This window comes from Streptomyces achromogenes (assembly GCF_030816715.1).
In the GTDB taxonomy this organism is placed as follows: Bacteria; Actinomycetota; Actinomycetes; order Streptomycetales; family Streptomycetaceae; genus Streptomyces; species Streptomyces achromogenes_A.
The window spans coordinates 7081960-7094869 of the sequence record NZ_JAUSYH010000001.1; the positions used below are offsets into that span (position 1 = coordinate 7081960).

Consider the following 12910-nt stretch of genomic DNA (forward strand, 5'->3'; position numbering starts at 1 on the left):
CCTCAACTACGCGGCGGAGGAAGCGGAATCGCGGAGAGCGCGCGCTGCGGCGTGCAGGCTGGTACCGAACCGGTGGGCGAAGGCCCGCGCCTTTCCCTCCAACTCGTCGTAGGAGTCCTGCGCGGTCATCTGCGCGGCGTGCTTGCGGTACCGGTAGACCGGAACGGGCAGCAGGATTCCCGGGGCGAGGCAGGTGATCGCGAGCGCGCAGTAATCCTCGCCCTGTACGAGACCGCCCATGGGGGCCGCGCGCACCAGGTCTGTTCGGGCCAGAAGGGTGGTCGGGCCGAGCGGGATGGTGTCGGCCGGGTCCTTCCAGTACCGCCATACGTCCCCGGCCTCATGCTGGCCGGGCGGCGTCGGGCACCGCCACAGGGTCGTGGACCCGTCCGCGTGCAGGTCCTGGCTGTATCCGGCACACCAGCCCACCCCGGTCTCCTCCAGCGTGCGCAGCCGCAGCGCCATGGCCCAGTCGGTGAACTCGTCATCGTCGTCAGCCCATTGGACGTACTCGGTGCGCACTTCGTTGAGGGCGAAGTTGCGGGCGCAGGCCGCGCCGACCGAGCGCGGCAGGGCGAGGGTGCGGATGCGCGGGTCGACGGCGAGCGCGGCGGGCAGCCGGGTGGGGTCGGCGCCGTCGAGGGCGACGACGGCCTCCCACGGGACGCTCTGGCGGCACAGGCTCGCGTGCATGGCGGCGAGGAACGCCAGCCGCTCCGGGCGGAGTTGGGTGGCGATGACCACGGTGATCTTCGAGTGAGGGTGCGGCGACAGGGGCTTCTCCGGGCGGGCTTCGGTAGGGCGGTGCGGGCTGCCGGGGCTATCGGCGGGCGGCCTTGCGGGGCGCCGGCGCCGATGAAGGAGCAGTGGCGGACAGGCGCGGGGCGGTACGCGGCGGCACGACCGGCGCCGGAGAATCCGGGTTCCATGCACCGGGATCGGCGACGATGCGGCTGCGCGGGTCGGTGTCCCACCCGACGACGGGTCCGCGGTCGTACGCCAGCAGGCCGATCACTTCGATGCCGGACTCGTGCAGGACATAGGCCCACTCCAGGTCCTCGGTGCCGTCCTGCGTGATCAGTTCACGCTCGGCCGGGGTGCCGTCGGTGTTGTACAGGTTGGTGAGCTGGCGGCTGGGGTACTCCTCGCCCCCGGTCAGGGAGCGGCGCAGGCCGGCGGGAGCACCGTCGAGGAGGTCCGTGCCCAGTTCCTCCCAGCCGTGGTGCACCTCGTCGATCAGGTGTCGGGCCATCGCCTCCACATCACCGGCGAACCGGTGCTGGTAGGCGGCCAGGAGCAGCCGGAGTTTGCTGTCGGGGTAGCCGTCGAAGTGGATGTACATGCCGGCATAGCCGTCGGCGGTGGGGCGGGCGATGACCGCACGGGTGGACAGACAAGTCTCCTGGGGGATGGGGCGGGTCAGTGCGAGCGGGCGCGCGGCGCCGGAGCCGAGGCGGGGGCCGGTCGGGCTGCGGCGGGGCCAGGTGTGCTGGTCCGCGCGGTGGTCTGGGGTGGTGTGGTGGCCGGGATCGGCTGGTCGGGCTTCCACAGGACGGGGGTGTCGCGGAGCCGGACGCGGGGGTCGGTGCTCCACGCGACGAGGGGACCGCGTTCCACGCCGGGCGCGCTGATCACTTCGATGCCGCGTGGGTGGAGGACGTATCCCCAGTTCAGGCGGGACGCCGTCCGCTCTGTGTAGATCAGAGGCGGCACGGTCGGCCGGGCCGGGTAGCGCTTGCCGGGCCGGTCGCGGCCGGCGGCGAGGCGGTCGCGCAGGGCGTCGGGCGCTCCGTCGAGGAGGTCGGTGCCGAGGGAGGACCAGCCTTCCGGCGCGTCGTCGATGAGGTACGCGGCCAGGGCCTCGGTGTCGCCCGCGAACCGGTGCTGATGCGCGGCGAGCAGCAGCGGCAGGTGATGGCTGGGGTAGCAGTCCCAGTGGACGTACGTCCCGGCGTAGCCGGTGGGGGTGGGGCGGGCGATGACAGAACGAGTGGACAGAGAATCTTCCTGTCGACGGGGCGGGTCAGCGTGAGGGGCGGCGTGCGGGCGCGGCCGGTGGCGCGGGTGCCGCCGCGGGGTCGCTCGTGGGCTGTGCCGGTGCTGACGGGTGCGTGCGCCGGTAGGTGTCGGCGAGGTGGTCGTCGGTCAAGTAGCTGAGTTTGTCTCCGAGTTCGGACAGCTGCTCGGCGTGCCGGCGGTACCGTTCGGCGATCTTCGGCTCGTGGTTGCGCTCGCACCACTCGGCGGCCGTCTCCAGGAATTGGTGCAGCTCGCTCAGGGCGCTGTGTCCGTCGCCGAGGACGGCGGTGGCGACGGCCTGGAACTCGGCGGTCGTGCACACCCCGTACAGCTGGCGGGTCCAGGCGATGACGCTCTGCCCGGCGTCCTCGATCGTGAGGCCGTCGGTGAACTGCTTGGCGTCGTGGGCGGCCCAGCGGTGCAGGTCGTCGGTGGTGGGCCGGTTGCCGCGGTGGTCTTTGATCTGCTCGCCGGTACGACCGACGTTGTCGTACAGGTCGAAGTCGGGGTGGGACAGGGACAAGGAACTCCTCGGGGCGTGGAGCCGGGCCGCGGTGCTACGCGTAGGTCGTCAGTCCGGAAGCGACGGGCGGCCCGGAGGCTTCGGTGCGGGCGCACGTGTAGCCGATGAGGCGGGACGGGGCGGCCTTGGCCGGCACGGTGGCAGCGTCGGAGCAGACGAACGTGTACGTGACCGAGGTGCGAGGGATGTCGTGGAGCCAGGCGCGGTCGTCCTTGCCGGGGTTGATCTGCAGCCCGGAGTGCGCGACGGCGTCGGTCTGCGTGTGGGTGTGGGCGAACAGGATCAGCGCCCCACCGTCGGTGGTCTTGAGCGCGTAGGCGTCCTGGTAGCGGTTGGCTGCCCCGGCGAAGACGGTGGTGCCCAACTTTCCGTACTTCTTGGTCGTCTTGTCGTGGACCTTGATCTGCTGCTTGCTCGCCGTAGTCGGGGTGAAGACCTTGGTGCCGGTGTTCACCCCGCCGGTCGCGAAGTTGTCGATCACTGCGGTGCGCAGCAGGTCGGCATCGGCGGCGAGCTGCTCGTTGCCGTCGGCGGCGACCGCGGTGGCGTAGCCGTGCTGGTCGAGGGCGATGTCCGGCAGTGTCTTGTCGTCGAGGTCGACGACGGAGACTATCTCCCACCGCTTTTGCTCCGGCTGCTCGGCGAAGACCGCAAGTCGGCTCGGATCCTTGCCCTTCTGGCCGGAGAGCGCGGCGGCGAACCAGCGTTCCTGGCCAGCGGTGAAGCGCGGGATGTACAGCTTGGCGTTGGCGGTGTCGTACGACCACGGCTTGTACGGCTTGCGGTCGGCCTTGGGCAGGCCCTCGTCCTCCTTGTAGTCCGCGACGGACATGGCGTACAGCGGGCCGTCCTCGATGCTGTCGAGGAGCGTGCGGTCGTTGTCGGCGTTGGCCTCGTTGTTGATCTTCGAGTAGTGGGTGATCTGGGCGAGGGCCTCCTGCTTCGTCAGCGCTGGTACGGCGGCCGGTGCGGGGGAGGTGGTGCGGGTGGCCTTCGTCGTGGCGTCGTGGCTGCTGGTGTCGGAGGTCGTGCAGGCGGACGCGGTGAGCGTGACGGTCGCGAGCGTGGTGAGCAGCAGGGCGGCGCGGCGGGCGGGGGTGTGCGAGGGGATGAGGGCGCTCCGGGGGAGGGGATCAGCGGGATCGGGATGGGGGTGTGGTGGCCGACGGGGAGAGCACGGCGGTCGCGGCCGGTGGCGTGCGGGTGTCGGCAGTGGCGCGCAGGCGCTTCGCGGCGCGGGCGAGGTAGATGCGGCTGTCGCCGAGGCGGTCTTCGAGCCGTTGGCGCTCGGTGGTGATCGCCCGGTCGCGGGCGGGCCCAGGGATCTGGTGGGAGAGGTTGGCGAGACGGCCGAGGTGGTGAACGGCGGCGCCGAGGGCGGCGAGCGCGAGCCCGGTGGGTTCGGCGGCGTTCGCGAGCGCGAGGGTCGTGCGGCGCACCGTGGTCGTGGGCCGGGCAGGGGAGCGGGTGGCGGCCCGGTGACGGAAGGCGCTCTCGCCGGCCAGGAATCCCAGCAGGCGGCCCAGGTGTCGGACTTCGTCGTCCAGGATCTCGCTCAGTGCTGGATCAGGGTGGATCTGGTCGGGGAGTGGAAGGTGGTCGGCGACGGTGTTGAGTCGGTCGGCCACGTCGTGCAGCAGCATCCGCTGGTCGGGATCGGACAGCGGCAACTCCTTGATACGGGGGCCGGGTTCTACCGGCGGGAGGTGGATTTCGGGGAGGAGGACACCATTGGCAGCACCTTGCTCGCGGCTGCTGATGCCGCAGTGGGAGGCGGGAGGGGAGCGGCACGACGGAAGTTGACCCCGATGCCCTGGAGTGCGAGCCGCTGGGCGACGAGCTGGACCAGCAGGGCGCGCTCCTTGGGGCTGTAGGAGGCCGGCAGCACGAAGGCGAACTCATTGGGGCGGTACTGGAAGTTGCAGCCGAACAGCGTCATGCGCGCCTCTTCGGGAACCGAGTCGTACGGTGCTCCCACCACGCCGTCCGGGTACCAGACCAGCGTGAGAGTCCGGGCGACCTCGGGCGCGGGCTGGCGGTGCGGCGGCTCGGGCTGGCCGTAGGCGTTGTGACGGACCGCGTCCAGGGCCGCCCGGTAGCGGGGCAGCACGCGTCGGGTGACTGCGGCGGCGGCGCGGGCCGGATCGTTGGGGACGGCGATGCCGTTCGGCTCACGTACCGGGGAGATCTGGTGGGGCTTGAAGCCCTCGGGCTCTAGCGGGGCCACCACGAACTGGTGGCGGTACAGGGACGGTCGGTGACGTAGAGCTGTTCTCCGTCGGGTCCGTGCAGGACGGCGTCATGGCCGAGGACGTACTGGCTGACGATGTAGTCGACGTGGCCGGCGTCCCAGAGCCGTTCGATGGTTGGGAACTGGTCCTTGTAGGTGGGATGGCGGTGGTACTCGCTCGTCCAGGTGCCGGGCAGGCGGTCGGCGAGTGCGACGGCGAAGGCCGACAAGAAGGTTGTGCAGGGCGTGGGCATGGGTTCCTGAGTGGCTGCGCCGGTTGGTTGGTCCGTCGGCGCTCAGCGACGTGGTCCCCCGGATCCGGGCTGCGGTCCGGGCGGGGCCGGGGGAGTGGCGGGCGTCGTCGTGCGGGTCTGCTTCAGGAGCGCGTCGAGGTCCGGGGGTGGGTCGTAGTGCGCGCGGAGAATCTTGAGATCCGCTTCGGTGGCCATGGCCAGGGCTGAAGCGATGCTGCTGGCTGCGCCGCGGAGCAGCCAGGGCGGTGACTCGGGTTCGGCTCCGCGGTTTTGGCCCTTCCACTTGGCGGTGGCGGCCAGGTGCTCGATGACCTCGTTGAGGAACGGCGCGACGGCGTCCAGCAGGGCGTTGAGCGCGGTGCTGAACTCGGCTGGCGTCTCAGCCGCGTCCAGAGCCGCGTGGTAAGGGCCCAGGTCCGGGGCGGGGAAGGGCTCGGGTGGCAGGGGGTGCCGGGTGCGGAAGGCTTCGGCATCGCGATCCGCCCAGCGGTGCAGGTCCGCCTTTGTGGCGGAGCGGGCGTGATAGGCGTGGATCTGGTCGGCGGTGCGGCCGACGTTGTCGTACAGCTCGAAGTCGGGGTTCTGCAGGGGTGCTCCAGGTCTCGTGCGGCCGCGGCTTGCGGGGGTTTCAGTGCATGCGGGCGTCGGTGTCGAAGAGCGCCAGTTCGTGGGGGTGCAGGAGGTGCTGCACGATGAAGCTGCGCCCCGCCACTTTCCACAAGCCTCGGCCCCGGTTGAGGTGGGAGATCGCGTCGGTCTCCACCGAGGTCAGGCCCAGCAGGGTTGCTGCGGCATGGAGTTGGTCGGTCTCCTGCCGGTAGATGATGCGGGTGGAGCAGTCGCCGAGGAGTCCTTCGGCCAGGGCGCGTCCTCGGGATCCGGCGTCGCCCGCGGTGAGCAGGTCGGACAGCCGGTGGATCACCATCAGATTCGCGATGCCCAGCCCGCGGCTCAGCTTCCACTGGGACTGCATACGCTGCAGAAGGCCCGGGTGGCGCATCAGGCGCCATGCCTCGTCGTAGACGATCCAGCGCCGGCCGCCGTTCGGGTCGGACAGTGCGGATTCCATCCACGCGGACGCGCAGGTCATCGCCAAGACCAACGCGGTGTCGTCGCCGGATCCGCCCAGGCGGGACAGGTCGATGGTGAGCATCGGCGAGTTGGGATCGAAGGCCACCGTGCTCGGGGCGTCGAACATCCCGGCGAGGTCGCCGTGGACCAGCCTGCGCATGGCGTGGGCGAGGTCGCGGGAGGCGTCGCCGAGGCGGCCGGACATGATGCCGCCGGCCACGTCGAGTTCGTCGGGGTTGTTGAGGGTGGCGGCGATGTCGCCGAGCAGCGGGGTGCGACCGGTCGCGACGGCGCGGGTGACGACGGCGTCCAGGGCGACGTCGAGGCCGGTGTGCTCCATCGGCAGCAGGTCCCGCCCGAGCACGGTGCGGGCCAGCGAGCCGAGTAGCAGCAGGCGGCGCTTACGGATTTCGCCCGCCCAGTCGGCCTCGGAGACGCTGTTGGGCCGCGGCGCCGCGTCCAGAGGGTTCAGCTTTCCGGGCAGGCCCGGCCCGAGCGCGATGGAGGTACCGCCCAGCGCCTGTGACACGGGCGTCCATTCACCCTTGGGATCGCACGGCACGTAGACGCGATACCCGAAGGCGATCGACCTCAACGCGAAGCTCTTGGCCAGCGCTGACTTGCCCTGTCCGATCACCCCGGCCAACAGCACGTTGGGGTTGGTGAAGCCCTCGACCTTGCCGTACAGCGCGAACGGATCGAAGCAGAAGCTGGCTTCGGCGTGGACGTCGCGGCCGATGTAGATGCCCTCGGCGCCGAGGCCGCCTTCGGCGAGAAACGGGTACGCCCCGCTCGCGGTGGCGGTGGTCATGCGGTGGGCGGGCAGCTTGAGCCTGTTGTTGCGGGAGGACGCGGGGCCGGGTCGCCCGGCGGGCGGGAAGAGGGGCGGCGGCATCTCCTGTTCCTCTACGCCGGTGCCGCTGGTGTGGGCGGCTGCTTCGACGCGGGCCTTCGCGGCGGCCTCGGCGAGCTGCCGGCGGGCGGCTTTGCGGGAGGCACGGTCGGTGCCGTGCGGGATGAACAGGGGGCTGGCGCTGGCGCGGCGCGCGGGCCGGTGGCTCATGGCGGGGCGGCTTTCACGTGACGGTGGTCTGGACGCGGTGCGGGGGTCAGACGACCGGTGAGGCCGTGAACAGAATCGGGCTGCGGTAGCTCTTGCCGTCGCCCGACCAGTCCAGCTGAATGTAGCCGTCGGCGAGGTAGCGGCCGGATCCCGCCGCGGACTTGAGGGTTCCGGTCGAGTAGGAGCCGTTGCCGTTGCTGCTGCTGTGTTCGAGCGCGTGCTCCAGGCCGGTGTAGGCGGCCGACTTCACGACCGGGTCCGTGCCGCTGACGCTGCGCTTGGTCTGGAGCTGGAACTTGGCCTTGTTGAAGGTGTAGGTGCTGCGGTTCTTGGCCGTGTACGGGCCGTCCCAGTACACGGTGGCGGTGGTGTAGATGTAGCCGCCGGACCGCATGGCGCAGAGCGTCACGTCGAAGTCCCAGTTGTCGGAGTCGGGTCCGCTATAGCTCGGGTCATCGACGCTGTGGCTGCTGGTCTTGCAGTGGTAGCTGGCCGCGGATGCCGGGGCGGCGGTGGCCAGGGCGGCGGTGCCGGCGAGCGCGGCGAGGATGACGGCGGTGGAGGTGGAGCGCTTCAGTGCGCGCATGGGGGGCCCTTCGGTCGTGGGGGTTACTGGCTGCAGGTGGTGGTGTGGCGGTGCAGCGGAGCGTTGAGGTCGCTCGGGGTGGTCTTGCGGCGGACGACGTGGCCGGCGGCGAGGTGGCGCTGGCAGATGGTTAGGACGGGTGGCCCCTCGGGCAGCCGCTCGGGGTGGCAGCCCGTGTCCGTCAAGGGCTCGCCCGCGACGGGCAGGAGGTGGAAGGCGTCGTGCACGGCGGCGGCGGACTGCCACATCCGGGTGTGCGCGGTGGCGAGGTGTCGGCCGGCGGCGGGGTGCGGGGGCCGGGTTGCCTCGGCGAGCTGGTCGAGCAGCTGATGCAGCGCGGTCAGATGCGCGTGCAACACGTCGAGGTGCACGCGATCCGCGGGTGAAGCAGTGGGTTGGGCGCGTGGGCTGAGGGCGCGGGTGTGGTGGCGGATACCGGCGCTGGCGGCCCGCAGGTACGGGTACGCGTCACCGACGGGAAGGGCAGAGGTCAAAGGGAGAGAGTTCCTTCCTGCCGTGGCGGCAGGGCGTCGGCTGGTGCCGGGGCGGGGTTACAGGGCCGTGCGGGCGAGCGGAAGGGCGCCGAGCGTGAAGGCGTCGGGCTGCTGGAAGTTGAGCCGTCGCAGGTCGACCTGGGCGGTGACTGCGGCGGTCTCGATCTGCGCGCACGCGGCATCGAGCAGGGCGTCGGTCTCCGCGGACACGGTGAGCAGCCCGGTCAGCGCCACATCGGCGTGCCCGGCGATCAGCTGCCGTTCGCGGACCTTCACGTCGGCGTATTCGACGGAGTCGGCTTCGGAATCGACTTGCCCGCGGCGGGCACGCTCGTTGGCGTCCGCGATGATCGCCGCCTTCTTGCGCTGCACGTCGCGCATCGCGGACTCGAGCCCCTGCGGCACGTATAGAAGGGAGAGGGTGCGCCGGACCCCGGTGGTGAACATCAGGCCGTGCAGGAACCCGGCGCTCGTTTCGGTGCGGGGCCAGTCCTCGACCCAATAGGTGGCGTGCCGGGCGGAGTCGGTGGCGAGCCGGTCGTACTCCTCGACCTGGACCACGGGCCCGGCGGCTGCCGGGTCGGCTTCGGCTCGGCCGGAGTTGGACCACTGCTGCAGCGCGGACAGCGCCTTGGGGTCGTAGGCGGTGCGGATGACGGCGGCGATCTCGCGGGCACTGAGCCAGCCGGTCACCATCAGTCCGGCGCTGCGCGCGGCCTGGGCGATGGCGGACGTGGTCTGTTCCATGACGGTGAAGGCGCCAGGCAGTCCACCACCGGCCTGGGAGATCAAGCGCTTGGCGGCCTTGAGGTCCAGGCTGATGGCCAGGTACGCCTCGTGCGGGGCGGCGGCAGGTCCTGCGGAGGCGACCAGGTCGGAGTACACCTGCCCCGCGACCGGGGTGTCGGGTCGGCCCTGTTGGGCCCAGTGGCGGGCGAGGGTGTCGCCGCTGTCGGGCACGGTGCGCTCCAGGACCTGCACGGTGGCGACGTGTCCGGTGCGGGCGATGCCCGCCAGGGCTCGCCCCCAGCTGCTGACGTTGTGGTTCTGACTGGCCGGGTCGAGGAGAGCGAAGGCCCTGCTGGAGACGCGGGCGACGGCGGTCAGGGTCTGACCGTGCGGGTCGTGCACGGCGGCGGCCTGGTTGGCGGAATCGCCGGGCGTGACCACGCGCAGTGAGGCGGCGGTGCCGGGCAGATGGAGGATGCCGTCCTGGCGGGGGCGGGTGACGGGCCGGGCGAGCCACAGGGTCTGGCCGGTGCGCCGCCGCCGGGCGAAGCGCAGGACGATCGGCGCCCAGTCGATCAGCGAGCGGCCGTGCCGGCGGACGACGACCAGGGCGGCGACCGCGGCCCACAGCGGCGCCAGGGCGATGGCGCCGAGCAGCCCGGTGGATACCACCGTGACCAGCAGAAGCGCCAACGCGCCAGACACGAGGACGAGTTGGGGCAGGGAGAGGCCGAGCAGGATGCCGCGCCTGGACCGGTGGGGGAATTTGACGGTGAGTGGTGTGACGGTGAGATCTGACAATGGCCGTTCCGATGGTGCGCGGGGCGGTGGCCGGGGCGGCGCGCGGCGAGGAATACGCAGCGCGTGCCGCCCCGGAGGCTGGCAAGGTCACAGGCCGGTGGGCGGGGGCGGCGGCGCCCCGGTTCCGCTGGAGGTGCCGGCCGAGTTCGGTGTCGGCGGGGCGCCCTGCGGCGGTGGCGTCGAGGCGCCTGCGCCGGGCTGCGACATGAAGCCGCCGCCGTTGGAGGGCGATCCGGAACCGCCACCCTGTCCGGGTGCACCGCCGAACTGACCACTGGTGTCGTCATGAGGGCTGGTCGGCGGGGGCTGGACGGCCTTCTCCAGACCGCTCTTGATCCCTTCGCTCCCGGACGACGGGGCGTTTGACCTGCCGCCTTCCTTGCCGGTGTCCGGCGTGGGGTTGGTGGCGGTGTCGCCGGGGAAGCCGCCCGGAACGGAGTCCGGGCCCTGGGGAGCGGCGCCTGCTCCGGCCGCGGCACCGCCACTTCCGGCGGTGGCGACCGCGGCGGCGGCCTTGCGCCCGGCGCGTTCGGCGTGCTGACGGGCCATCTGCGCACCGGCTCCGCCGGAGCGGTGCAGGGTCTCGGCGTCGGAGCCCTCGGAGGCGGCCCAGTGCACGAACTTGAACGTGGCATACGGGCACAGCAGGACCAGCGCCAGGATGACGATGCCGGCCATCACGTCGGCAAGGGCGGCGATGCCGTCCTTCGCCTCGGTCTTGCCCATCGCGGCGATCCCCAGGACGAAGATCACAGTCATCAGCAACTTGCTGACGACGAGGGTGGCGGTGGCTTCGATCCAGCCCTTGCGCCAGCGCCGGGCGACCTCCCAGCCGCCGCCGGCTCCGGCGAAGACGGCGAGGGTGACCATGACGAGGATGCCGACCTTGCGGACCATCATCACGCACCAGTAGAGGAAGGCGCCGATCGCGGCGCCGACACCGACGAAGACGGTGACGAGCCAGCCCAGGCCGGACAGGGAGGCGATCTGGCCCACCTTGACGATCCGCCGCACTGCCGTGGCGATGTCGAGGTTGGCGGCCTTGAAGAGTCCGTCGCTCAATGCGTCGACGACTTCGATGGCGACGGTGGTGAAGGCGATCGCGGTGAACGCGAAAAGCACGCCGGTGGCGGTGCCGGTGAATGCCTGGGTGAGCGCCTGGCCGTCGCGGCGGATCGCGGCGCGTACGAGCTGGGCGCAGAACGTGGCGACGAGGACGACCAGGCCGATCGGCAGGATCATCTCGTAGTTGTCGCGGAACCACCCGGCGTTGAGGTCGACCTTGGTGGTGGTGTTGACCGCCTCGGCTGCCAAGTCAGCTGCGGCGGCGGCGAGTTCGCCCGCGCTCTTGGCCATCCAGTTGCCGATGGCCGTGCCCGGGTCGGAGGCGAAGTCCACGGCGTCGCCGACGGCGCAGAGTTTGTCCGCGAGGGGGAGGTCGCAGAAGCCCAAGGGGGAATCCCCTCCTTTCTCAGGTGGGCTGGGGCGGGTCAGGGCACGACGAGGGGGGCGATGGAGACCAGCGAGCAGTTCGCGTTGGGGCGGCACTGCACGGCGAGGGTGATGGAGCGGTCCTCGGCGCCGGCCCCGCCCTTCTTCCAGGCGATCTGCTGCTTGCCGGTGACGGTGACGGCGTAGATGTACGCCTCGGTGATCGCCGACGGATCGTCCGCCAGGGCCTGCTTGAACGCCGAGGGGTAGTGGGCCTCCGTGACGGTGGCGGTGGCGTACTGGTCCTGGTCGGCCATCCGCGACCACAGCACCGGATCCGGCACCTGCGTGGCGATCGAGGACCAGTCGGCGTACTTCGTCTCCGCCGTCAGCCACGCCCTCATTCCGGCGAGCTGCTGGTCACGGCTGGTGGTGCGGGTGTCGTACGACCACAGCGTTGCCGCGGCGGCCTTGGCGAAGGCGACCGGGTCCGCCAGCTGCGGGGGCTTGGCCACCGAACCGGCCCCGGCCGACGCCGTCGGGCCGGCGGACGCGGAGGTACTGCTGCTCGGCCCGGAGGACGGGGCGGCGGCCTGGCTGTCGCCGGCTGTGGTGCGGCCGGTGAGCAGGGCGGCGACGACGGCGAGGCCCAGCAGGACGGCGAGGCCGGTCGCGAGGACCGTGATGCGCTGGCGGGTCGACCAGCCGAGGCCGTAGCCGGATAGGGAGAGGAATCGTTTCGGCATCAGTGGACCTGTGACCCCAGGGCGGAGAAGAACGCCACGACCCCGTTCGCGGCGCCGAGACCAAGGGCGGCGCCCGCCGCGACGACCGCGCCCTTCTTCCCGTTGGCCTCGGCCTGGTGGCCGCCGGTGTGGTGGCCCCACGCCCACACGCCGAGGGAGACGGCGAGCGAGCCGACAACGGCGACGATCGCGAACAGGTTGATCGAGTTGACGACGTTCTTGAGCACGGCGAGGCCGGGCAGGCCACCGCCCGAGGGCGTGATGCCGGGGTCGTAGGCCAGATACTGCACGGTTTCGAGCAGGTGCAATGAGGCTCCTTGGGCACGCCGAAGCCCGGCGCGCGGGAATCACAGAAAGGGGGAGAGGGCGAGGCAACTGCCTCGAGAAGGAAGGCCGGCAGCGGTGCGGGAGACGGCTGGCCCGGTCGGCGCCCGCGTTGGGGCGGCGTGGCGTGCACGAGGTCACGCAGGTTTCGCGCCGAGGCTGGACGAGGCCACAGGTCGGGCTGGGGCTGCTGTCGATGGCGCTTCGGCTCAGGCTCCGAACCGGCTGCCGGGGTGCACTACTTCGGGATCGACGGCTTCGGTGCCGGGTTGGTCTTGTAGGGGTTCGCGCAGTTGTAGATCATGTAGCCGCGGATTTTCTTGCCGTCGGACTTCCGGGTGACGGTGCCGCGGGTGTACCAGGTCTTCTCGGCCTTCTTGTACGCCCACTGGTCGTAGACGACCTTGTCGTGCCGGTAGCCGATGCCCACGACGGTGGACGCCTTCGACGGGGCCTTGCGGATCTTGACCGCACTGCAGCTGATCGTGGTGGTGCCGGTGTCGTACGCCTGTGCCGTGCTGGCGGTGGCCAGGCCGCCGGCGGCGACGGCCAGGCCCAGAGAGGCTGCCGCGAGGGCGCGCTGGGTGCGGTGGCGGGTTATCAAGTAGGTGCTCCGTGCTGTCAGGGGAATGAGGGTGG

General features: G+C 71.3%; 15 protein-coding genes. All 15 read right to left on the reverse strand.

Annotated features, from left to right (window positions below; translation table 11 throughout):
- Positions 1-6: 6 nt before the first annotated feature.
- The 15 genes from QF032_RS31550 to QF032_RS31620 all read right to left on the reverse strand — a co-directional run bounded on the left by QF032_RS31550 (position 7) and on the right by QF032_RS31620 (position 12875).
- Complete coding sequence (locus QF032_RS31550) at positions 7-744, reverse strand: glycosyltransferase family 2 protein (RefSeq protein WP_306948011.1); 738 nt, start codon at positions 742-744, stop codon at positions 7-9.
- Positions 745-820: 76 nt separating this feature from the next.
- Positions 821-1549: a hypothetical protein gene (locus QF032_RS31555; protein ID WP_307058551.1), complete on the reverse strand. Its 729-nt coding sequence runs from the start codon at positions 1547-1549 to the stop codon at positions 821-823.
- Positions 1550-2023: 474 nt separating this feature from the next.
- The gene (locus QF032_RS31560) at positions 2024-2542 is read right to left on the reverse strand and encodes a hypothetical protein (protein WP_307058553.1); all 519 of its coding nucleotides are present in this window, start codon (positions 2540-2542) and stop codon (positions 2024-2026) included.
- 34 nt (positions 2543-2576) lie between these two features.
- Positions 2577-3374, reverse strand: coding sequence for a hypothetical protein (locus tag QF032_RS31565; RefSeq protein ID WP_306948005.1), 798 nt, complete (start codon positions 3372-3374; stop codon positions 2577-2579).
- Positions 3375-3675: 301 nt separating this feature from the next.
- Positions 3676-4212 carry a hypothetical protein gene (locus tag QF032_RS31570; RefSeq protein WP_306948004.1) on the reverse strand — a complete coding sequence of 179 codons (537 nt, stop codon included), beginning with the start codon at positions 4210-4212 and terminating at the stop codon, positions 3676-3678.
- Between the two features lie 23 nt (positions 4213-4235).
- The gene (locus QF032_RS31575) at positions 4236-4769 is read right to left on the reverse strand and encodes a hypothetical protein (RefSeq protein ID WP_307058555.1); all 534 of its coding nucleotides are present in this window, start codon (positions 4767-4769) and stop codon (positions 4236-4238) included.
- Positions 4757-5026, reverse strand: a complete 270-nt coding sequence (locus tag QF032_RS31580) for a hypothetical protein (RefSeq protein ID WP_306947999.1) — start codon at positions 5024-5026, stop codon at positions 4757-4759. The genes QF032_RS31575 and QF032_RS31580 overlap by 13 nt, the downstream gene beginning before the upstream one ends.
- A gap of 628 nt (positions 5027-5654) precedes the next feature.
- Positions 5655-7160 carry a VirB4 family type IV secretion system protein gene (locus QF032_RS31585; RefSeq protein ID WP_306947997.1) on the reverse strand — a complete coding sequence of 502 codons (1506 nt, stop codon included), beginning with the start codon at positions 7158-7160 and terminating at the stop codon, positions 5655-5657.
- A 46-nt stretch (positions 7161-7206) separates the two neighbouring features.
- Positions 7207-7746: a hypothetical protein gene (locus tag QF032_RS31590; protein ID WP_054243558.1), complete on the reverse strand. Its 540-nt coding sequence runs from the start codon at positions 7744-7746 to the stop codon at positions 7207-7209.
- A 23-nt stretch (positions 7747-7769) separates the two neighbouring features.
- A complete protein-coding gene (locus tag QF032_RS31595) occupies positions 7770-8240 on the reverse strand; it encodes a DUF6238 family protein (RefSeq protein ID WP_306947995.1) in 471 nt (156 codons plus the stop codon).
- A gap of 57 nt (positions 8241-8297) precedes the next feature.
- A complete protein-coding gene (locus QF032_RS31600; protein ID WP_307058557.1) occupies positions 8298-9770 on the reverse strand; it encodes an SCO6880 family protein in 1473 nt (490 codons plus the stop codon).
- An 87-nt stretch (positions 9771-9857) separates the two neighbouring features.
- Positions 9858-11222, reverse strand: coding sequence for an SCO6881 family protein (locus QF032_RS31605; protein ID WP_307058559.1), 1365 nt, complete (start codon positions 11220-11222; stop codon positions 9858-9860).
- A 38-nt stretch (positions 11223-11260) separates the two neighbouring features.
- Entirely contained in the window at positions 11261-11947 is a 687-nt protein-coding gene (locus tag QF032_RS31610) for a hypothetical protein (protein WP_307058561.1), read from the reverse strand.
- A complete protein-coding gene (locus QF032_RS31615; RefSeq protein WP_307058563.1) occupies positions 11947-12255 on the reverse strand; it encodes a DUF6112 family protein in 309 nt (102 codons plus the stop codon). Before QF032_RS31615 ends, QF032_RS31610 begins: the two co-directional genes overlap by 1 nt.
- Before the next feature lie 254 nt (positions 12256-12509).
- Positions 12510-12875, reverse strand: coding sequence for a hypothetical protein (locus QF032_RS31620; RefSeq protein WP_307058565.1), 366 nt, complete (start codon positions 12873-12875; stop codon positions 12510-12512).
- Between the last annotated feature and the right edge of the window lie 35 nt (positions 12876-12910).